Source organism: Rhizobium sp. A22-96, assembly GCF_053521805.1.
The window spans coordinates 275,571-296,923 of record NZ_JBNWDQ010000005.1 but is presented as its reverse complement, the minus strand read 5'-3'; the positions used below and the strand labels follow the sequence as shown (position 1 = coordinate 296,923).

Genomic DNA, 21,353 nt, shown 5'->3' with positions numbered 1-21,353 from the left:
GGGCCTTTCGACCTGCTTTTCCTTTGCAAAAGCCGCCTACGGGTCGTAGAAGCGGTCGACAAACTTTCAGGAGAGTGGAATGCGGCCTTCAGGCAGAAAAACCGACCAGATGCGCAAAGTGTCGTTCGAGCGCAATTTTTCCAAGCATGCCGAAGGCTCCTGCCTGGTCAAGTTCGGCGATACGCATGTGCTCTGCACGGCAAGCCTTGAGGAAAAAACACCGCCATGGCTGCGCAACAGCGGCAAGGGCTGGGTCACCGCCGAATACGGCATGCTGCCGCGCGCCACCGGCGAGCGCATGAAGCGCGAGGCAGCTGCCGGCAAGCAGGGCGGCCGCACGCAGGAAATCCAGCGCCTCATCGGCCGCTCGCTGCGCGCGGTCGTCGATCTGAAGGAGCTCGGCGAACGCCAGATTACCGTCGACTGCGACGTCATCCAGGCCGACGGCGGCACGCGCACGGCCTCGATCACCGGCGGCTGGATCGCGCTTTACGACTGCCTGAAGTGGATGGAAAGCCGCAACATGGTCAAGGTGGATCGGGTGCTGAAGGATCATATCGCGGCCATTTCCTGCGGAATCTTCGCCAGCCAGCCGGTCATCGACCTCGACTACCTCGAAGATTCCTCGGCGGAAACCGACGCCAACTTCGTCATGACGGGCAAGGGCGGCATCGTTGAAATCCAGGGAACCGCCGAGGGTGCGCCTTTCAGCGAAGAGGAATTCGCCACGCTCCTGGGCCTTGCCAAGAATGGTATTGCCGAACTGGTGGATCTGCAGAAGCAGGCAATCGCCTAAGGACATCTTGCAATGGCAGATACGGCCCTCGAAAGCATCCTGGAAACGGCTCTCTATGCCGATGATCTCGATGCCGCCGAAGCTTTTTACGGCGGCATTCTCGGTTTGCAGAAGATCTCGCGCGGCGGCAACCGCCATATCTTCTACCGCTGCGGATCAGGCGTGCTGCTGATCTTCAATCCGGCCGAGACGATGAAGCCAGCGGAACCGGACGCCCTTCCCGTGCCTTCGCATGGGACGACGGGCCATGGTCATGTGTGCTTCCGTGTCGGCGGTGACGACATCGAGGCAATGGCGCAGAGGCTGAAAGCTGCCGGCATTGCCATCGAAACCGATTTTCACTGGCCGAACGGCGGCCGCTCGATCTATTTCCGCGATCCGGCCGGCAACAGCCTGGAATGCGCAGAACCCCGCATCTGGGGCCTATGACGGAACAGGACATGCGTAAGCTCGATACCAAAACCATCGTCGTCGCCAGCCACAATGCCGGCAAGATCCGCGAAATCGAGGACTTGATCGGCCCCTTCGGCTTCACAGCCAAATCGGCTGCCGACCTCAACTTCATCGAGCCGGACGAGACCGGCACGACATTCGAGGAAAACGCTGCGATCAAGGCGCTCGCCTCCGCACATGCCTCCGGCCTGCCAGCATTGTCTGACGATTCCGGTCTGGTGATCGATGCACTCGGCGGCGATCCGGGCGTCTACACGGCCAACTGGGCCGAAACGGCTGACGGCACCCGCGATTTCGCGATGGCGATGCAGAAGGTCGAGACCGCTCTTGAGAAAGCCGGCGCTACGTCGCCGGAAAGCCGCACGGCGCGCTTCGTCAGCGTGCTTTGCCTGGCATGGCCTGACGGACATACCGAGCTTTTCCGCGGCGAGGTCGAAGGCACGGTCGCCTGGCCACCGCGCGGCACCCAGGGCTTCGGCTACGATCCGATCTTCCAGCCGGAAGGGTACGACACCACTTTTGGTGAAATGAGCGCCGAGGAGAAGCATGGCTGGAAGCCTGGCGATCCGCAGGCACTCTCGCATCGCGCCCGGGCCTTCAAGGTCTTTGTCGAAACCTGCCTGGAGGCGTAAGCTTACTTAGTGGATATCATGGATTCGCAACAGCTGATGCGCGGCGCGCAATTGCTACCGGATACCGGCGAGCCCGGTTTCGGCGTATATGTGCATTGGCCGTTTTGCGCGGCCAAGTGTCCCTATTGCGATTTCAACAGCCATGTCCGCCATCAGCCAGTTGATCAGGAGCGTTTCGCTGCCGCCTTTCTGAAGGAAATGACGTCGATACGGATGATCAGCGGCCCGAAGACGGTGACCAGCGTCTTTCTCGGCGGCGGCACCCCCTCGCTGATGAAGCCGGAGACTGTCGGCGCCATTCTCGACGGCATCGCCCGGACGTGGCACATGCCTGACGGCATCGAGATCACCATGGAGGCCAACCCGTCAAGCGTCGAGGCCGAACGGTTTCGCGGCTATCGCGCGGCTGGCGTCAATCGCGTGTCGATGGGCGTGCAGGCACTGAACGACCGCGACCTGAAATTCCTCGGCCGCCTGCACGACGTCGCCGATGCGCTGAAGGCGATCAGGCTGGCGCGCGAGATCTTCCCGCGCATGTCCTTCGACCTCATCTATGCCCGCCCGAACCAGACCGTCGAGGAATGGGAACGCGAGCTGAAGGAGGCGATCTCCTATGCGGTCGACCACCTCTCGCTCTACCAGTTGACGATCGAGGAAGGCACGCCCTTCTATGGCCTTCACAAGGCCGGCAAACTGATCGTGCCCGATGGTGATCAATCGGCGCTGCTCTATGAGGCGACGCAGGAGATTACTGAGCGCGAGGGCATGCCGGCCTATGAGGTCTCCAACCATGCCCGTCCGGGTGCCGAGAGCCGGCACAATCTCACCTATTGGCGCTATGGCGACTATGCCGGTATTGGGCCCGGTGCCCATGGCCGACTGACTCACGGACCGCAAAAGCTTGCAACAGCGACCGAGCGCAAGCCGGAGAGCTGGCTTGAGATGGTCGAACGTGACGGCCACGGTATGGTCGATCAGGAAATGCTCGGGTTCGACGAGCAGGCCGACGAATTGCTGCTGATGGGCTTGCGTCTGAAGGAAGGCATCGATCTCGTGCGCTGGCAGGAGCTTTCGGGACGCGATCCCGATCCACAGCGCGAGGCGTTTTTACTGGAACACGGTTTCATCGAGCGGATCGGCAATTCCCGCCTGCGCTGCACGCCGTCGGGAATGCTGGTTCTCGATTCTGTCGTCGCCGATCTCGCCTGTTAGTCACCTTCCCCTTGAGGGGGGACGTCGCTGCGAAGCAGCGGGTGGGGGTGACAATTGCCTAGCCTCAGAAGTTGCCGCGATCACCCCACCCCGGCCCTACGTGCCGACCCTCCCCCTCGAGGGGAGGGTAAGCAAACGTCCATCGATCGCCGCAAGGCCGACCGCGATCATCGCCATGCCGATGAAGTGCTTCATCTGCAGGTCCTCACCGAGAATAAGCGCGCCCAAAAGGATGGCGCTGACGGGAATGAGGAACGTCACCAGCATCAGGTTGGTGGCGCCCGCGGTTGCCAGAATGCGGAAGAACAGCACATAGGCGATCGCAGTCGAGAGGATGGCAAGGCCGGCAAGCGCGAGCCAGGTTTCGCTCGAGGGTATTGCGAGCGTCCAGGGACGATCGACAAAGAGCGCGATCGGCAATAGCAGCACGGTCGAGGCGGTGACCTGGCCGGCAGCGGGAATGATCGGCGCTAAGCCCATGCGGCGAAACCTGCGGCCGAATATACCAGCAAGCGAATAGGTGAAGGCAGCAGCCAGCACGGCGAGCTGCGCCAGTGCATTCGAGCCGCCCAGGCTTGCGAGCACCGACGGGCCGATCATCAGGGCCACGCCGGCAAATCCGACGATGACGCCGATCAAGCGATTACCGGTCATCTTCTCGTCCGCGGTCAGAAAATGCGCGACCACGACGCCGAAAAGCGGTGTGGTTGCGTTGAGGATCGAGGCGAGGCCGCTGGCAATATGCGTCTGGCCCCAGACGATCAGCAGGAAGGGAATGACGTTGTTGAGGAAGCCCATGCCGAAGAAGGCAAGCCAGGCCTGGCGATCGCGCGGCATGGAATGTCCGGTCATGCGCACGATGACATGAAGAGCAATGGCAGCAAGCGCCACACGCGCCGTGACGATGGTGAAGGGCGGCAACTCCCGCACCAGAATGCCGTTGAACAGGAAGGAGCCACCCCAAAGCAATGATAGCGCCACCAACATGCCCCACTCGAGCGCACCCATGGATTTCTGCTGCATGACGACCAACCCCCACTTTCGAATGATTGAGTTCAGCTTGTCAGGCGCCTATTTTCGCTTGCTTGCCAAACACCAGAATTACTAGGATAATCTCTCAATATCCGCTTTCTGACAAACGACTCTTTCTCATTTTATGGTTTAGCTTAACTCAATCATTATGGATCAGTTACCGTCTCTTTCGGCCCTCAGGGCTTTCGAAGCATCGGCCCGTCATCTTAGCATGACGCTGGCTGCAAACGAGCTGCATGTAACGCCCGGCGCCATCAGCCTGCAGGTTCGCGACCTCGAAAGCGCGCTCGGCGTGCGGCTCTTCGAGCGCCGGACACGCAGCCTCGCATTGACGTCGGACGGCGCCGAATATTTCGCAACGATGCGGACGGCCTTTCGCCTCATCCGCGAGGCGACTGCGGCGCTGACCATGCGCGCGAATGACAGCGTATTGACGGTTACCTGCACCGCCGGCTTTGCCACCCATTGGCTGGTGCCGAGGCTGCGCCGCTTCGAGCAGGCGCATCCCGAGATCGATCTGCGCATCAGCGCCTCTCATCGCATCATGGATTTCCAGCGGGACGGAATAGACGTTGCCATTCGCCACGGCCTTGGCGGCTATGAAGGTCTGGCGAGCGAGAGATTGCTCGACGATGAGTACGTGCCCGTCTGCACGCCGGCAATGGCGGCGTCACTCGGCCCCTCGCCCCTCGTCGACAGTCTGGCGGATATCACCCTGATCCACGATGTCTATCGGCGCGACTGGGAACTTTGGCTGCAGGCTGCGGGCGCAAGCCGCGTCGACGCCACGCGCGGGCCGGTCTTCACTGACGGTACCGGGGCTTATCAAGCCATGCAGGCCGGGCTCGGTATCGCACTCATGCGCCGTTCCTTCGTCGAACAGGAGCTGGCGGAGGGCACACTGGTCGCTCCCTTCCCGATAGGATTTGCCAGCGCATTCGCCTATCACCTCGTCTATCTGCCGGGCGCCCTCGAACGGCCGGCTATTGCGGCGCTGCGCGCGTGGCTATTTTCCGAAATCTCGCAGGCAACGCCGCCGACATAGGCTGACGTCGCCTTCAGCACGGCATGGACGGCCGCTGGCTCGCTTGAGCATCCGCATCAAGCCGAACACGGCGTCAACGAAAACAGCCGGCGATGACGCCGGCCGTAAAATGATGAGCGGATATGCCCACGGCCTATTCGTTGATGAGGCGCTTCAGCAGCTCGATCTCATGCGACAGCTTGCTATCGCCAGAGATCAGTTCCTCGATCTTGCGCACAGCATGCAGCACCGTCGTATGATCGCGACCGCCAAAGCGGCGACCGATCTCCGGGAAGGAGCGGGGCGTCAGGGTCTTCGACAGATACATGGCGATCTGGCGCGGCTTGACGATGACGCGGGTGCGGCGGTTGGAGACCAGCTCCTGGCGCGAGACGTTGTAGTGGCGTGCGACGATGCGCTGGATGTCCTCGATGCGGACACGGCGCGGTTCGCCGGAGCCGACCAGATGTGCAAGCAGCTCGTCGACACGCTCGACCGTCAGGTTCGGCTCGAAAGACCGGCGGAAGATCAGCTGATTGAAAGCGCCTTCCAGCTCGCGGCCGCTTGCCGTGACATTACGGGCGACGTGCGAGAGAAGTTCGGCCGGAATTTCCAGCGACGGATCTTCCAGACGGGCGGCTTCCAGCCGACGCTTGAGGATCTCGAGACGCATCTCGTAATCCGGTGCCTCGACCTCGATGGCAACACCGCCCTGAAGACGCGAGCGAACGCGCGGATCGAGCGATTCCAGCTCCCAGGGTGCACGGTCGGCAGCGACGACAACCTGCTTGGCGCTGTCGAGCAGCATGTTGAGCAGATGGCAGAATTCGTGCTGGATCATCTTGCCCTGCAGGAACTGCATGTCGTCGATGATCAGAAGGTCGATATTGCGCAGCGAATCCTTAAGCGTCAGCGCGTCATTGTCGCGAATGGCAGTGGCAAAGCGCCACATGAAATATTCAGCGGTCAGATAGACGACGCGCAGATTGCGCGGGTTCTGTACGGCTGCATTGGCGATCGCCTGCAGCAGATGCGTCTTGCCGAGACCGACCGTCGAGTGAACGAAGAGCGGATTGAAGCGCACCGCGCCGGAACCGGCTTCCGCGATGGTCTTGGCGGCGGCAAGGCTCACCCGGTTCGAGCTGCCCTCGACATAGGTGTCGAAGGTAAAGCGGGAGTCGAGCGGCGAGCCGAACAAGGGCGTGCCTGCCGAAGCCGGGCGGGCAGCAGCGGCCGCACTGACAGCCTGAGCAGCTGCATGGCCTGCTGGCTGTGCAACGGAACGGCGGATCGGCGCCACGGCAGCCTGATCCGGCACGACAGCCTGTTCGTCAACCGACGGCTTTACGCCAGGACGGGTCGCGCTGCGCACCAGAATCTCGACCTTCAGGATCTCGGCATCTTCCGCCTGGAACAGGCCGGTGATGAGATCGAGATAGCGATTGTTGATCCACGACTTCAGAAAGGTCGTCGGAACGGTAAGACGCACAACGCTCTTGGATACCGAATGCAGTTTGAGCCGCGCGAACCAGCTGGCATAAACATCAGGACCGACCTGAGCTTTCAAGCGCGCGCTGACGCGCTCGAACAAAACGTTTTGCGCCACGTCTCCTTTTTCCCCCGCCGCTTCTAGGCAAACAGCACCGAACGCCTGCGCATTGTCCCCATTTTCCAACGCACCCGTCGTCCTCGTATGTATCTGCATGTAATGCCGCCTTCCACAGTCTCTTTATGGGGCGAACCAGCGTTGCACCGCCGCCCCTAGGTCTTCGCCATGGCATGACTATCGCGCTCGTTGTCCCAAGCTGCGCCGCATACCGGTTCATCAGCCGAGCCCCGCCAATGGGCCTTACAGGAACACTGTGGCGAAAACTGCTCTTTAAAGCGATCTTCGTCTCGGCGTCTGTAACCGGAGCATCAGTCGGCCCTCGTCTTCCGACCGGCTGCTCCAACGACTGTCAATTTTTCTCCCCTCCCCACAGCCGCGTCATTGACTTAGGCTGCAAAGGACAGACAAGCTTCCTCGTTCCGCAAGCGTTGCCGCTTCCGGCTTTAACTCGTCAACTGTTTGAAAAAACGGAGCTGAACTGCTCCGTCACAAGAGACAAAACCACCCACGCCGCCGCTAGTGACGGTGTTCGCCGAAGCCGTTTAAGGTGAGATCCGCGCCCCTTGTTGAAAAGCATTTAGGCAGGATCGGAGGCAGATATCAACGATGAATTTTACACAAAATTAAGAGCCGGCCATTGACTCCGGAAGCCATATTTGACTGTCACAAGCCCTTCAAAAAAGAATCGCTGTTGAATCAAAGAGATTCACGTTCAGCGCGATTCTCACGCCTTTCAAAACAAATAAAATAAAAATTCCCTTGACTCACTTGTGAGCCGGCAACGCGTCATGCAGATCACACGGCGCTGGGATATCCTGCTGCAAGCCTTTGTTTTCAAATGTATATTTCTGTCACGTCAATGACATGATCAGGCACTCGATTTTGGCAATACGGCATTTTTTTGTCAGAATCCAAAAAGCCCGGCGCAAGGGCCGGGCTTCAAGTCTAACGATCGAGTCGTTAATAGAAAGTTATGCGGTCGGGGCCGAAAGGGCCTTCACACGCTTGGCAAGACGCGAAACCTTGCGGGAAGCCGTGTTGGCGTGAAGCACGCCCTTGGTGGCTGCGCGAGCCAGTTCCGGCTGGGCGGCAAGGAAAGCTGCCTTTGCGAGATCTGCATCACCCGATGCGATGGCTTCTTCGACCTGGCGGACGAAAGTGCGAACGCGCGAGCGACGAGCCTTGTTGACTTCGGTGCGGCGTACGATCTTGCGGGTCGCTTTTTTCGCCGAGGTAGTATTGGCCATGTATGCCTCTCTTAGAATTCGAACATAACTCCATCGTTGCAGCGCGGGCCCTGCGGCCACTTCATCCAGCAATGCGGGAGCAATTGCGGAAAACCAGAGCGGCTTTCCAAACTGTGGCGGGCATATAACCGGAATGAGCGGCGCCGTCAACGCGGATTCTCGTCAAAGGCCCGTAATTCCGGATTCCTGCACTCACCGGTTCTTGAAGTCCGGTTTACGCTTTTCCATGAAGGCAGCCATGCCCTCCCTCTGATCTTCCGTGCCGAACAGGCTGTGGAACAAGCGGCGTTCGAAACGCAAGCCCTCTTCAAGCGTGGTTTCCAGCGCGCGGTTGACCGCTTCCTTGGCCATGAGCACCGAGGGACGCGACAGCGACGCGATCTTGGCGGCAGCGGCCAGTGCCTCGTCCAGCAGCTTGTCGGCCGGTACGACACGCGCCACCAGGCCCGCACGTTCCGCTTCTGCGGCATCCATCATGCGGCCGGTCAGAATCAGATCCATCGCCTTCGCCTTGCCGACAGCGCGGGTCAGCCGCTGCGAGCCGCCCATGCCGGGGATGACGCCGAGGGTGATCTCCGGCTGGCCGAACTTCGCCGTCTCGGACGCAATAATGAAATCGCACATCATGGCAAGCTCGCATCCGCCACCGAGCGCGAAACCACTGACCGCGGCGATGACGGGCTTGCGCACCTTGGCGACCTCGTCCCAGCCACTCATCAAATCGTTCTTGTAGACATCGATGAAATCGAGCGGCTGCATTTCCTTGATATCGGCGCCGGCCGCGAAAGCCTTTTCCGAGCCGGTGAGCACGATCGCGCCGATCGCATCATCCTGATGGAAGGCGGCATAGGCCTGTTTCAGCTCGGACAATACGGTGGAGTTCAGCGCGTTCAGCGCCTGTGGTCGGTTGAGCCGGACGAGGCCAACGGCCCCATGCGTTTCGACGATGAGGGTTTCGTAGGCCATGTCTCTCTCCCTTCAATCAGCTTTGGCAATCAGCTTTGGCAGGTGGCGCAATAGAAAGAGGAGCGCCCCGCCTGAACAATGCGACCGACCGTACCGCTGCAACCGGGCGTACTGCAAGGCTGGGCTTCGCGATCGTAGACGGAAAATGAATGCTGGAAATAGCCAAGCGACCCATCCGTCTGGATATGATCGCGCAGGGACGAGCCACCGGCAGCGATCGCATCGGCAATGACCTCGCGTATGGCCGCGACCAGCGTCAGCAATTCCCCGGTTGGCCCGCCGGTGTCAGTGACCAGCGAACCGGCGGCGCGCAAGGGTGACAGATGAGACCGCCACAGTGCCTCGCAGACATATATATTGCCAAGGCCAGCAATGTTCTTTTGGTCGAGCAAGGCGCTCTTCAACGGCTGCGCCTTGCCGGCAAAGCGCGCGGCCAGATAGTCGGCGCCCAGTTCATTGCCCGTCGGCTCCGGACCGAGATCGCGGAAGAAGGGGTGGCTCCCAATATCCGACCGCCTGACGATATCCATGAAACCGAAGCGTCGGGGATCATTATAGATCGCGCGCGCGCCACCGTTTGCACCCGTCAGATGGAAGACGACGTGGTCGTGCTTCTCGTCCTTGGAGCGTGGGTGATGGAAGTTGCCGGGCGCATCGGCCGCTACACCAGCCTCGACCCGGAAGGAGCCGGACATGCCGAGATGCGAGACGATCGTCATGCCGTCTTCGAGGTCGATCAGCAGGTACTTGGCGCGGCGCGACAGCGACGTGATGCCGCGGCCTGATACGGCCTGCGCGAAATCGGCCGGGAACGGAAAGCGCAGATCGTTGCGCCGCAGCTCCAGCGCCTGCAGAACCGCGCCCTCCATGGAAGGCGCCAGCCCGCGTCTGACGGTTTCGACCTCTGGTAATTCCGGCATGGCTATCCATCTTTATGTTTCAACCGCTTATGATCTGGGCTATAGCCCAAGGCGTTGCGGATGGTGATCTGGCTGATGAGATAGCGTGGCAAACGCGATTTCGCCATGGTCCGCGACTGAATTATGTAACGGAGTTGAGCCGATGGCAGACAGCCGCACCTCCGCCGATGGCGGCATGGAAACGTCCTATGGTTTCCGCGAAGTAGCCGATGGCGAAAAGCAGGGCCTCGTCAACGAGGTGTTCCACAAGGTCGCCAAGCGCTACGACGTCATGAACGACGTCATGTCCATGGGCATGCACCGCGCCTGGAAAGACGCGATGATATCGGCGCTCAATCCGCGCAAGGATGCGACCTACAAGACACTCGACGTTGCCGGCGGTACGGGCGATATCGCCTTCCGCATCGTCGAGGCCTCCAACCGTCTGGCGCATGCGACCGTGCTCGACATCAACGGCTCGATGCTCGCCGTTGGGGCTGAGCGCGCGGAAAAGAAGAAGCTCTCCGACAACCTGACCTTCGTCGAGGCGAATGCCGAAGAATTGCCCTTCGAGCCCAATTCGTTCGACGCCTACACGATCGCCTTCGGCATCCGCAACGTGCCGCATATCGACGTGGCACTGAAGGAAGCCCATCGGGTGCTGAAGCGCGGCGGCCGGTTGCTCGTGCTTGAATTTTCCGCAGTCGACCTGCCGCTGCTGGACCGCGTCTACGATGCCTGGTCCTTCAACGCCATCCCGAAATTCGGCAAGGCGATAACGGGCGATGCCGAGCCCTACCAGTATCTGGTGGAATCGATCCGCAAGTTCCCGAACCAGGAGGACTTCGCGACGATGATCCGCGAGGCTGGCTTCTCTCGCGTGAGCTTCACCAATTATACCGGCGGCATCGCCGCGCTGCACTCCGGCTGGAAGCTCTGAAGCATGATGTCCAGCGACGTGGCGCGACTGACGGCCTCCTATCCCCGAGACCTTGAGACGCTATGAGTTCCTTCAACGCATATTTCGGCCTGCTCAGGGTCGGCTGGGTCCTCGTGCGCGAAGGCGTCGTCATTTCGCTTCCCTCGGAAGGCCTGCCGCCGTCAGTTAGCCTCGCCAAATCCTTCGTCGGCATGTTTGCCCGCAAGCGCGCCAAGAGCCAGGCCCGCAGCGACCGGCTCGCCAAGGCCGTCGAGCGGCTCGGACCTTCCTACGTTAAGATCGGCCAGTTCCTGGCGACGCGGCCCGACGTCGTCGGCGTCGACATGGCAAACGACCTGTCGCAGCTGCAGGATCGCATGGCCTTCTTCCCGCAGGCGACCGCGACCTCTGCGATCGAATCCTCGCTCGGCCGGCGGATCGACGATCTCTATGTCAGCTTTGGCGAGCCGATCGCCGCCGCCTCGATAGCGCAGGTGCATCCGGCCGAAATCGAGACCGCCGAAGGCCGCAAGCGCGTGGCCGTCAAGGTCGTCCGGCCCGGTGTCCGCCAGCGCTTCGTCAACGATATCAAGGCGATGTATCTCGTCGCTGGCCTGCAGGAACGTTTCCTCCCCTCCAGCCGGCGCCTAAGGCCGGTCGAGGTGACGCGGACGCTCGAGCAGACCACCAAGGTCGAGATGGATCTGCGGCTGGAGGCAGCCGCCCTTTCCGAGATCGCCGAGAATACCGAAAAAGATCCCGGCTTCCGCGTTCCCAAGGTCGATTGGGAGCGCACGGGTCGCGACGTCATCACCATGGAGTGGATTGACGGCGTCAAGATGTCAGACGTCGAGGGATTGAAGGCGGCTGGCCACGATCTCGATACGCTCGCCGACACGCTGATCCAGTCCTTCCTTCGCCATACGCTGCGCGACGGCTTCTTCCATGCCGACATGCATCCCGGCAATCTCTTCGTTGACGCCGCCGGCATGATCGTCGCTGTCGACATGGGCATTGTCGGCCGCCTTGGAAAGAAGGAGCGGCGCTTCCTTGCCGAAATCCTCTACGGCTTCATCACGCGGGACTATCTGCGCGTCGCCGAGGTGCATTTCGAAGCCGGCTATGTACCCGCTCACCATAATACCGAGAGTTTTGCCCAGGCGATCCGCGCCATCGGCGAGCCGATCCATGGCCAGCCGGCCGAGACGATCTCCATGGGCAAGCTGCTGACGCTACTCTTCGAGGTCACCGAGCTCTTCGACATGGAGACGCGGCCGGAGCTGGTCATGCTGCAGAAGACCATGGTCGTGGTCGAGGGCGTGTCGCGCATGCTCAATCCGCGCTTCAACATGTGGAAGGCATCGGAACCTGTCGTCGGCGAGTGGATCCGCAATAATCTCGGCCCCAAGCGCATCGTAGCTGACCTTAAGGACGGCTTGAAGGCGGCCGTGAAGCTGGCAGAGGCTATTCCTGAGATCGCCACCAAGACCGAGAAATTCCATCACGAATTGCTGCATATGAGTGAAAACGGCCTGCGCTTCGACGTGCAGACCGCCGAGGCGATCGGCAAGGCCGAGGCCAAGCACAGCCGCTCCGGCCGCCTTGCACTTTGGGTCATCGCGTTGGCGCTTATCTATATCGCCTGGCATCTGAGCTGATCTTTTTCGGGCGCCAGGCGCTTAAGGCGCCTTTGCCTGAGCTAATTATCGAGCTCCTCATTCCATAGTTGAAGCGTCTGGCGCTCGTGGAGTTTTGGCATAAGTTGGATTCCGGTCTCACCGCTTTGTGGCTAGGCTCATGAATCTCTACACCGCCACCATCGTGCCGCGAAACTCAAGCTCACCGTGGTCTGAGGAAGATAGCGAATGCCAAACGACGACCGCACCAAGATAATTTACGGCCGGACGCCGGAATCGGCAGCAATGCTGGCGAACGTCAAACGCGCGATGGCCATTACCGCCAAACTCAATCGTCTGACGTTCAACGACATGGATGAAGTCCGCATCCTGTTCAGCGAACTTATCGGTAAAAAAGTGGATGAGAGCTTTTTGCTGATTCCTCCATTTTTTACCGCCGGTGGGAACGAAATCCGCGTTGGGCACAATGTCTTCGTGAATCAGAACTGCACTTTCTATGACCTTGGCGGCCTCGACATCGCCGACGATGTGATGATCGGGCCGAATGTCAGCCTCATCACGGCGGGCCATCCTCTTGAACCTTCGCGGCGACGAGCCGCCACAATCGGAAAACCCATTGTGATCGAGAAAGGCGTGTGGATCGCAACCGGCGCGATTGTTGTCGGTGGCGTCACAATAGGCGAGAATTCGGTCGTCGCAGCGGGTTCGGTCGTTACCAAGGACGTTCCCAAGAATACCCTCGTCGGCGGAAATCCCGCGCGGGCCATTCGCTCCATCGCCGAGGACTAAAGAAACTCCGCGAGGGGTCGCAACCGGCCTCGGCGGACAGCAGCTCGAAAGCAAGCCTGTGCGTCAAACCAAATCGCTAAAACTTCTATGCGGAGGCGCTAGTCGACGATGAAGAGCTTGGCGCCTGTCTTTGTCGACGAACGATGCGCGGCATCGCCGAAATCGGATACCTGATAGCCCATACCCTTCGTCAGGATCGAGACGCGGCCGTCCTTCAGTTCCGAGATCAATTCTCCCTCAAGCACATAGATGATGTGACCGCGATCGCACCAGTGGTCGGCGACGTAGCCGGGCGTGTATTCGACAACCCGAATGCGGATATCGCCGATATTCAACGTCTTCCAGAGCGCATGACCGCTTTCGCCCTCGTGCTTGGTCGCAGGGACTTCATCCCAACTCGTTGCGGTGAAAGCAAGTTCAGGAATCTTCATTGCGCCGATCTTCCGAGGTTGAATGAATGGTGCGGTGGGAGAACTGTCGGGCAAACCTATTGGTCAATGCTATACCCTGTTTTCAGCTATAATGCGTATTTGCTAGTGCCACAGCATGCCTTGCGTGTGTTTTTCCATGCACGTCGATTGAGGTGTTCGCTATTTGGGATATCCCATTGGCGATGAGGCTCGCATAGCCTTGCGAAAAAGGAGAATAACGACAATGGAGCGTCAGAGAGCCGGCATTGAACTCACCGGGCAGCCCTTGGGGTTCAGCGATCTGGTTCGGATCGGCGCAGGCGTCGCGCTTCCTTCGGCATCGGAAAGCGGCATGGCGCGGGTGCGCCTGGCGCGCGGCGTCCTCGAAAGCACCATCCAGTCCGGCATGCCGGTCTATGGTTCCACGACCGGCGTCGGGGCCATGAAGGATGTCGAGTGGTCGCCGGAAGATCTCGACGCCTTCAATCTCGGCCTGGTGCGCGCCCACCATTTCGGCACGGGCGCCCCCTTTTCGATGTCGGTCGTTCGCAATGCCATGGCGATCCGCGTCAACACCGCTCTGACGGGGCAAGTCGGATGCTCGCAGGAGCTGATCGACGCCTATCTGCAGCTGCTACGTGCCGATGTCACTCCCGTGGTCCGGCGCACCGGCTCGATCGGCTGCGCCGATATCGGTCTGATGGGTCAGATCGGCGCGGTCCTGACCGGCGTCGGTGAAGCCGTTTATCGCGGTCGCCGCATGCAGGCGGCCGATGCCTTCGATGCAGCCGGCATCGCTCCCGTGAAGATGCTGCCGCGCGATAGCCTAGCTTCGCTCAGCGTCAATGCCGTGAGCTTCGCCGCTGCAGCCGAGACCACCCGCAACGCCGCTTCCTCGATCCGCGTGCTGCTTGCCACTGCCATGATGGCTGCCGGCGCTCTGGGGGCCTCACGCGATCCGTGGATCGCGGTGCGCCATGTCGGCACCGCCCGCGAAGCGCTGATCGGCGCCTGGCTTTGCAATGCCTCGGACGAATGGCCCTGGCCGGTCGCGACCCATGTGCAGGACCCGCTGAGCCTGCGCATGATCGGACAGGTCTTCGGCGCCGTCATCGAAAATCTGCTGACGGCCGGTCACAAGATCCTGGCCGCAACCGGCCGCTCCGACGACAACCCCGTCATCGTTGAGGGGCGTGTCATGACATCCGGCGGCTCTCTGCCGCTCGACGTCACCATTCTGCTGGAAGCTGCCGTCATCTGCATGGCCCACGCGGCCCGCAACTCGTTCAATCGCTGCGTCCTGCTCGGCAACGGCCAGCGGCGCGGCCTGCCGGTCAATCTGGTGCCTGAGGGCAAGATCGCCACCGGCTTCGGGCCGATCATCAAGCTGGCGGGCGAGATCTTCTCGCGCGTGCTCTCCATGTCCAATCCGGTCTCGGCGCAGTCGCTTGTCGTCGCGGGCGGCATGGAAGACGAGGCCGCCTTCCTGCCGCTGGTCATCGAGCGCTTCGAGCGGCAGATGCGGGCGCTGAAGCGCCTGGCAGCTCTAGAGGCGCTGCTTTCGGCGCAGGCGATGGATATTCTCGGCGACAAGCCGGAAGGCGTGGCGCGCATGCTCTATGACGTCGTGCGCAAGCATGCGGATTTCTATGTGGTCGACCGTCCGCTTTCGGCCGAGGTCGAGGCGATTGAAGAGGAACTCGCTTCCGAGGCCTTCATTTCGGAAATGATCGCCCACAAGCCGATCCTTGCCTATGATGATTTCTTCGCGCTCGGCTCGCTGGAGCGTGTCGAGGAGCGGCTTTATCGCGACACCGTCGCCATCTGAACCAACAGACTTGAACCAACTGACCGGCGGAGAGAATGCACATGGCCGATTTCGATCTTGTTCTGCAGGGCACCGTGGTTTTGCCTGAACGCATCGTGGAAGCGGGTTATGTCGCCGTGCGCGATGGCAAGATCGCGGAAGTCGGCATCGGCGTGCCGCCAGCGGCGCGCGAGCGGCATCTGCTCGGCAAGGCGCTGATCCTGCCCGGCGCAATCGACGCGCAAACCCACTCCCTCTCCCAGAAGGATCAGGAAGACTTCATCTGGTCGACGCGCTCGGCGGCTGCAGGCGGCGTCACTACCATCGTCGACATGCCCTATGACGAAGGCAATCTCGTCTGCTCGGCTGAATCCCTGAAGAAGAAGATCGACCATGCCTCTCCGCAGGCGCGCGTCGATTTCGCCCTCTATGGCACGATCGACCCGGAAGAAGGCCCGGCGCGCATCGCCGAAATGGTCGAGGCCGGTGTCGCCGCCTTCAAATTCTCGACCTTCGGCACGGACCCCAAGCGCTTTCCCCGCATCCCGCCTGCTCTTCTCGACGCCTGCTTTGCCGCGATCGCGCCGACCGGCCTCACCGCCGGCGTCCACAACGAGGATGACGAAGCAGTTCGCACCTATATGGAGCAGGTGAAGGCGAGCGGCGTCACCGACTACCGCGCTCACGGCCTCTCGCGGCCACCGATCACCGAGCTGCTTGCCATGCACACGATCTTCGAGACGGGTGCGGATACCGGCTGCCCGGCCCATGTCGTGCATTGCTCGCTCGGCCGCGGCTACGATATTGCCCGCGCCTATCGCCGCGACGGCTTCGAGGCAACCGTCGAATGCTGCATTCACTATCTGACGCTCGACGAGGAGAACGATGTGCGGCGCCTCGGCGGCAAGGCGAAAATCAATCCGCCGATCCGCCCGCGCGCCGAAGTGGAAACCTTGTGGCGCAAGGTGGCGGAAGGCAATGTCTGGCTGGTCTCGACTGACCATGTCAGCTGGTCGGAAAATCGCAAAACCAATCCGGATATGCTGGCGAACGCTTCCGGCGTGCCGGGACTGGAGGTCATGGTGCCGCTCTTCGTCAAGGGTGCTCTGGAACACGGCGTGCCGCTCACCTGGGCCGCTAAGCTGATGGCTGAGAACCCGGCTAAGCATTTCCGTCTTGATCACATCAAGGGCGCGCTGACGCCGGGCAAGGACGCCGACATCGTCGTGCTGGAGCCGCGCGAAATGGTTTATGACGCAGCCGCCAGCGGCAACAATGTCGTCGGCTGGAGCCCCTATAATGGCATCCGACTGCCCTGGACTGTGTCGGCCGCCTACCTTAGAGGCAAGCAGATTACCGAGGGACAGAAGGTGCTGGCCGAACCCGGCTCCGGCAGCTTCGTGCGCCCCTTGCCTCGCCAAATCATTGCCGGAGATGCTGCCTGATGACCGACGCCAAGCGCCACAACCTGCCCGTCAACGCCGACCGTATCGCTGAGGATATCGATGCGCTGGCCGGCATTACCGAGCCCGGCCATCCCTGGACGCGCCGCGCCTTCTCGCCGCTCTTTCTGGAAGGCCGCGCCTATATCGAGGCGCGGATGAAGGCCGCCGGCCTCACGACGCGCATGGATGCCGCCGGCAATCTGATCGGCCGTCGCGAGGGCGCAAAACCCGGCCTCGGCACCATCCTTGTCGGCTCGCATTCCGACACCGTTCCCGATGGCGGCCGCTTCGACGGCATCGCCGGCACGATTGCAGCGCTCGAAGTCGCCCGCTCCTTGAAGGATCGCGGCATCGAACTCGACCATGATCTGGAGATCGTCGATTTCCTGGCTGAAGAAGTCAGCATCTTCGGCGTCTCCTGCATCGGCAGCCGTGGCATGACCGGGCAGATCCCTGAGGCCTGGCTCTCCCGCATGAGCGGCGACCGCACGCTGTCGCAGGGCATCGCCGAAGTCGGCGGTGATCCCTCCGTGTTGCTCTCCCAGAAGCGTCCGGATCTCGCCGGCTTCCTGGAGCTGCATATCGAGCAGGGACCGGTGCTGGAAGCCGAGAATAGGGATATCGGCATCGTGACCGCGATCGCCGGCATCACCCGCATAGAAATCACTGTAGAAGGCCGCGCCGACCATGCCGGCACGACGCCGATGGACCGCCGCGCGGATGCGCTGGTGGCCGCTTCTCAGCTCGTGCTGGATATCCGGCAGAGGGCGGCTGAGCAGGCGAAGACGCCGGGCCACTTTGCCGCCACCGTCGGTGAATTCCGCATCGAGCCGAATGCCGCCAATGTCGTGCCGTCTAAGGTCGTGCTCCTAGTCGACGGCCGCGCAGAAATTCGTGGTGACATGGAAGATTTCCTCGCCTGGATCGACGGTGAGGTGAAGACCATCGCCGCCGATTATGGCGTGACGATCAACCCGCCGCTGCGCGTCTCCGACAATATGCCGACGCCGGGCGCTCCCGTGCTGCTCGAAACGCTCGAGCGCGCCTGCGAGACCGTCGGTGCCAAGCATCGTCGCATGGCCTCCGGCGCCGGCCACGACACGGCCTGGATCGCCAAGGTCGCGCCCGCTGCCATGATCTTCGTGCCCTGCAAGGAAGGCCGCAGCCATTGCGCCGAGGAATGGGCCGAGAATGACGATATCGCCATGGGCGCCGCCGTGCTTTTCGAAGCGGTGCGCGACATGGACAAGAACCTCAAACAGAACCGGGAGTAGTCAATGGGACGCGTACTCGTTGCCAAGGATGTGGAAGCGGCCGTCAAGGGTGGCTCCGTTTACGCCGCCGGCGGCGGCGGCTGGGCCGATCACGGTCGCATGCTCGGCTATGCGGCCGTCAATGTCGGTAAGCCGGAGCTGGTGTCGATCGACGAACTGAACGACAACGACTGGATCGCGACGGCAGCCGCCATCGGCGCTCCGGCCTCCACCACCCCCTGGGAAATGCAGGGCATCGATTACGTCAAGGCCGCGCAGCTGCTGCAGCATGAGCTTGGCGAGAAGCTTTCGGGCCTGATCATCGGCCAGAACGGCAAGTCCTCGACGCTGAACGGCTGGCTGCCATCGGCCATTCTCGGAACGAAGGTCGTGGACGCCGTCGGCGATATCCGCGCCCATCCCACTGGTGATATGGGCTCGATAGGCATGGCCGGTTCGCCAGAGCAGATGATCCAGACCGCCGTCGGCGGCAACCGCGCCGAGAACCGCTATATCGAGCTGGTCGTGAAGGGTGCGACGGCGAAGATTTCGCCGATCCTGCGCGCGGCTTCCGACCAATCCGGCGGCTTCATCGCCTCCTGCCGCAATCCGCTGCGCGCCTCTTATGTCCGCACACACGCAGCGCTCGGCGGCATCTCCATGGCGCTTTCGCTCGGCGAAGCGATCATCGAGGCAGAAAAGAAGGGTGGCAGCGCCGTCATCGATGCCATCTGCAAGACGACCGGCGGCCATATCCTGGCCGAAGGCACGATCACCAAAAAGGATGTCGTCTACACGAAGGAAGCCTTCGATATCGGCACCGTCACGGTCGGCTCAGGCGACAAGGCCGTCGTCATGCATGTGATGAACGAATACATGGCCGTCGAAGACACCGGTGGCAAGCGTCTCGCAACCTTCCCTTCCGTCATCACCACGCTGTCGCCAGACGGCGAGCCCTTGAGCGTCGGCCAGCTGCATGAAGGCATGAGCGTCTTCATCCTGCATGTGCCGATGGACATCATTCCCCTATCCGCCAGCGTGCTCGACCCCACGGTCTATCCCTCGGTCGAAAAAGCCATGGGGATCGAAATCGCCAAATACGCGCTGGCTGGCAAGAAAGGCTGAGGAGCGCAGGAGGCTTGAATGGCCCGCGACACCGGTCTCGAAGAATTGCTGAGAGAAGAGCTCGGGGAGCGCCCCGGGCTCAGCGAGAAGGCAATGTTCGGCGGCTGGGCCTTTCTGCTCAACGGCCACCTATTCTGCGGTGCCCGTGTCGATGGGATGCTGATCCGTCTCGGCAAGGGCAACGATAGCTGGGCGCTGGAGCAGCATGACGTCAAAACCATGTTGATGGGCGGCCGCGAGATGAAGGGGTGGCTGCGTGCCGGGCCGGAAGCCTATGGCAACGACATGCTGCGCAAGCGGCTGCTTCTGGCCGCGCTGGACTTCGTCGAAGGTCTGCCGCCGAAATAGCCGGCCACCGAAACAACAAAGAAAACAGGGAAGGGAAATCCATGCCGAAAGCCAATCCACGTCACCCGAAATTCCCCATTCCGGGCGGCCCGGAGCTGCGTGCCAAGGGCTGGCGGCAGGAGGCCCTGCTGCGCCTGCTCGAAAACGTGCTCTCGGTCGGCGAAGACCCGGACAATCTTATCGTCTACGCAGCCCTCGGCAAGGCTGCGCGCAACTGGGCGGCGCATAAAGGCATCGTCAAGGCGCTGACGGAGATGGATGAGAATCAGACGCTGCTCATCCAATCCGGCAAACCGATCGGCCTCATCCGCACGCATGACAAGGCGCCGCTGGTCATCATGGCGAACTGCAACATCGTGGGGCAATGGGCGAAGGCCGAGGTGTTCTACGAGCTGCAGCGCAAGGGTCTGATCTGCTGGGGCGGTCTGACGGCCGGCGCCTGGCAATATATCGGCAGCCAGGGCGTCATCCAGGGCACCTATGAAATCTTCATGCGCATCGCCGAGCGCCGCTTCGGCGGCGATCTATTCGGCCGTTTCGTGCTGACCGCCGGTCTTGGCGGCATGGGCGGCGCGCAGCCGCTCGCCGGCCGCATGGCGGGTGCCGCGATCCTCTGCGTGGATATCGATGCGGAGCGTGCCCGGAAGCGCCAGGAAATCGGCTATCTGCAGGAAATCGCTCCGGATCTGGATTCCGCGCTGGCGATGATCGACGCCGCGGTCAAGGAGAAGCGGGCGCTTTCCGTCGGCCTCGTCGGCAATGCGGCCGAAATCTATCCGGAAATCGCGCGGCGCGGCATCGTGCCTGATATCGTCACCGACCAGACCTCGGCCCACGATCTCGTCTATGGTTACGTGCCGAAGGGCATGAGCATCAGCCAAGTCAAGGATCTGCGCGACGATGGCCAGGGCCAGCTGATGGCGGCAAGCCGCGCCTCGATCGTCGAACATGTGAAGGCCATGCTGGACTTCCAGAAAAAGGGCTCCGAAGTCTTCGACAACGGCAACCTGATCCGCACGCAGGCGAAGGAAGGCGGCGTAGCGAACGCCTTCGACATCCCGATCTTCACCGAAGCCTATCTGCGCCCGCTCTTCTGCCGCGCCATCGGCCCCTTCCGCTGGATGGCGCTGTCCGGCGAGGAAAGCGACATCGCCCGCATCGACGATCTGCTGCTGGAAATGTTTCCGGACAACAAGATCGTCACCAACTGGATCCGCCTTGCCCGCGAGCACGTGCCCTTCGAAGGGCTGCCGGCGCGCATCGCCTGGCTCGGCCATGGCGAGCGCACCACACTTGCCCGCCGCGTCAACGAACTGGTGGCGAGCGGTGAGCTGAAGGGCCCGATCGCCTTTTCACGCGACCATCTCGACGCCGGCGCCATGGCGCATCCGAACATCATGACCGAGGGCATGAAGGACGGCTCCGACGCGATTGCCGACTGGCCGCTGATCGACGCCATGATGCTCTGCTCGTCCATGGCCGATCTCGTCGTCGTCCATTCCGGCGGCGGCGGCTATGCCGGCTATATGACGAGCTGCGGCGTAACCGTCGTCGCCGATGGCACGCAAGCCGCCGACGAACGGCTCGATCACGCGCTGACCAACGACACGGCGCTCGGCGTCATGCGTTATGCCGATGCCGGCTATGAGGAAGCGCTTGATGAAGTTGCGAAAAAGGATGTGCCCTATATCCGGCTGGGATAGCGGCATCTGTTCTTGCCGACATTGAAAGACTATGGTCCCGGGCGATT

General features: G+C 61.6%; 20 protein-coding genes. 14 read left to right on the top strand and 6 right to left on the bottom strand.

Going from position 1 to position 21,353, the window contains the following annotated elements; all coding sequences use genetic code 11:
• Positions 1 to 79 precede the first annotated feature (79 nt).
• From rph to hemW, 4 genes are read left to right on the top strand one after another with little or no spacing between them, the layout of a single operon-like run.
• Positions 80 to 796, top strand: a complete 717-nt coding sequence (gene rph, locus ACQZ6F_RS22975; RefSeq protein ID WP_449094236.1) for a ribonuclease PH — start codon at positions 80 to 82, stop codon at positions 794 to 796.
• A 12-nt stretch (positions 797 to 808) separates the two neighbouring features.
• On the top strand, positions 809 to 1,225 hold the full coding sequence (locus tag ACQZ6F_RS22970) for a VOC family protein (protein ID WP_077468528.1): 417 nt from the start codon (positions 809 to 811) through the stop codon (positions 1,223 to 1,225).
• Between the two features lie 11 nt (positions 1,226 to 1,236).
• Entirely contained in the window at positions 1,237 to 1,881 is a 645-nt protein-coding gene (rdgB, locus tag ACQZ6F_RS22965) for an RdgB/HAM1 family non-canonical purine NTP pyrophosphatase (protein WP_068397958.1), read from the top strand.
• 18 nt (positions 1,882 to 1,899) lie between these two features.
• Complete coding sequence (hemW, locus tag ACQZ6F_RS22960) at positions 1,900 to 3,093, top strand: radical SAM family heme chaperone HemW (RefSeq protein ID WP_449094235.1); 1,194 nt, start codon at positions 1,900 to 1,902, stop codon at positions 3,091 to 3,093.
• A gap of 96 nt (positions 3,094 to 3,189) precedes the next feature.
• Here hemW and ACQZ6F_RS22955 read toward each other — a convergent pair whose 3' ends face one another.
• The gene (locus ACQZ6F_RS22955) at positions 3,190 to 4,116 is read right to left on the bottom strand and encodes a DMT family transporter (RefSeq protein ID WP_068397707.1); all 927 of its coding nucleotides are present in this window, start codon (positions 4,114 to 4,116) and stop codon (positions 3,190 to 3,192) included.
• Positions 4,117 to 4,273: 157 nt separating this feature from the next.
• Between ACQZ6F_RS22955 and gcvA the strand changes: the two genes are divergently transcribed.
• Complete coding sequence (gene gcvA, locus ACQZ6F_RS22950; RefSeq protein WP_449094234.1) at positions 4,274 to 5,170, top strand: transcriptional regulator GcvA; 897 nt, start codon at positions 4,274 to 4,276, stop codon at positions 5,168 to 5,170.
• 133 nt (positions 5,171 to 5,303) lie between these two features.
• Here the strand turns inward: gcvA and dnaA are convergent, their stop codons facing one another.
• The 4 genes from dnaA to mutM form a co-directional block, all read right to left on the bottom strand.
• Positions 5,304 to 6,854: a chromosomal replication initiator protein DnaA gene (gene dnaA, locus ACQZ6F_RS22945; RefSeq protein ID WP_077468525.1), complete on the bottom strand. Its 1,551-nt coding sequence runs from the start codon at positions 6,852 to 6,854 to the stop codon at positions 5,304 to 5,306.
• Between the two features lie 875 nt (positions 6,855 to 7,729).
• Positions 7,730 to 8,005, bottom strand: a complete 276-nt coding sequence (gene rpsT / locus ACQZ6F_RS22940; RefSeq protein ID WP_068397713.1) for a 30S ribosomal protein S20 — start codon at positions 8,003 to 8,005, stop codon at positions 7,730 to 7,732.
• A 192-nt stretch (positions 8,006 to 8,197) separates the two neighbouring features.
• Positions 8,198 to 8,971, bottom strand: a complete 774-nt coding sequence (locus tag ACQZ6F_RS22935; protein ID WP_449094233.1) for an enoyl-CoA hydratase — start codon at positions 8,969 to 8,971, stop codon at positions 8,198 to 8,200.
• Between the two features lie 29 nt (positions 8,972 to 9,000).
• The gene (gene mutM, locus ACQZ6F_RS22930) at positions 9,001 to 9,891 is read right to left on the bottom strand and encodes a bifunctional DNA-formamidopyrimidine glycosylase/DNA-(apurinic or apyrimidinic site) lyase (protein WP_449094232.1); all 891 of its coding nucleotides are present in this window, start codon (positions 9,889 to 9,891) and stop codon (positions 9,001 to 9,003) included.
• 142 nt (positions 9,892 to 10,033) lie between these two features.
• Between mutM and ubiE the strand changes: the two genes are divergently transcribed.
• The 3 genes from ubiE (at position 10,034) to ACQZ6F_RS22915 (ending at position 13,215) form a co-directional block, all read left to right on the top strand.
• On the top strand, positions 10,034 to 10,810 hold the full coding sequence (gene ubiE / locus ACQZ6F_RS22925; protein ID WP_449094231.1) for a bifunctional demethylmenaquinone methyltransferase/2-methoxy-6-polyprenyl-1,4-benzoquinol methylase UbiE: 777 nt from the start codon (positions 10,034 to 10,036) through the stop codon (positions 10,808 to 10,810).
• Between the two features lie 62 nt (positions 10,811 to 10,872).
• Entirely contained in the window at positions 10,873 to 12,447 is a 1,575-nt protein-coding gene (ubiB, locus tag ACQZ6F_RS22920) for a 2-polyprenylphenol 6-hydroxylase (RefSeq protein WP_449094230.1), read from the top strand.
• Positions 12,448 to 12,654: 207 nt separating this feature from the next.
• Complete coding sequence (locus ACQZ6F_RS22915; RefSeq protein ID WP_449094229.1) at positions 12,655 to 13,215, top strand: sugar O-acetyltransferase; 561 nt, start codon at positions 12,655 to 12,657, stop codon at positions 13,213 to 13,215.
• Positions 13,216 to 13,313: 98 nt separating this feature from the next.
• On the opposite strand, the gene ACQZ6F_RS22910 is transcribed toward ACQZ6F_RS22915, so the two are convergent.
• Positions 13,314 to 13,646: a DHCW motif cupin fold protein gene (locus ACQZ6F_RS22910; RefSeq protein ID WP_449094228.1), complete on the bottom strand. Its 333-nt coding sequence runs from the start codon at positions 13,644 to 13,646 to the stop codon at positions 13,314 to 13,316.
• A 223-nt stretch (positions 13,647 to 13,869) separates the two neighbouring features.
• Here ACQZ6F_RS22910 and ACQZ6F_RS22905 point away from each other — a divergent pair, with 223 nt between their 5' ends.
• The 6 genes from ACQZ6F_RS22905 to ACQZ6F_RS22880 are packed head-to-tail and all read left to right on the top strand — an operon-like array spanning position 13,870 to position 21,306.
• Positions 13,870 to 15,453, top strand: a complete 1,584-nt coding sequence (locus ACQZ6F_RS22905) for an aromatic amino acid lyase (protein WP_077468519.1) — start codon at positions 13,870 to 13,872, stop codon at positions 15,451 to 15,453.
• 41 nt (positions 15,454 to 15,494) lie between these two features.
• Positions 15,495 to 16,877: a dihydroorotase gene (locus ACQZ6F_RS22900; protein WP_449094227.1), complete on the top strand. Its 1,383-nt coding sequence runs from the start codon at positions 15,495 to 15,497 to the stop codon at positions 16,875 to 16,877.
• The gene (locus ACQZ6F_RS22895; protein WP_449094226.1) at positions 16,877 to 18,151 is read left to right on the top strand and encodes a Zn-dependent hydrolase; all 1,275 of its coding nucleotides are present in this window, start codon (positions 16,877 to 16,879) and stop codon (positions 18,149 to 18,151) included. Before ACQZ6F_RS22900 ends, ACQZ6F_RS22895 begins: the two co-directional genes overlap by 1 nt.
• Positions 18,152 to 18,154: 3 nt before the next feature.
• On the top strand, positions 18,155 to 19,255 hold the full coding sequence (locus ACQZ6F_RS22890; protein ID WP_449094225.1) for a DUF917 domain-containing protein: 1,101 nt from the start codon (positions 18,155 to 18,157) through the stop codon (positions 19,253 to 19,255).
• Between the two features lie 18 nt (positions 19,256 to 19,273).
• Entirely contained in the window at positions 19,274 to 19,603 is a 330-nt protein-coding gene (locus tag ACQZ6F_RS22885) for a TfoX/Sxy family protein (RefSeq protein ID WP_449094224.1), read from the top strand.
• 41 nt (positions 19,604 to 19,644) lie between these two features.
• On the top strand, positions 19,645 to 21,306 hold the full coding sequence (locus ACQZ6F_RS22880) for a urocanate hydratase (RefSeq protein ID WP_449094223.1): 1,662 nt from the start codon (positions 19,645 to 19,647) through the stop codon (positions 21,304 to 21,306).
• Positions 21,307 to 21,353: the final 47 nt, after the last annotated feature.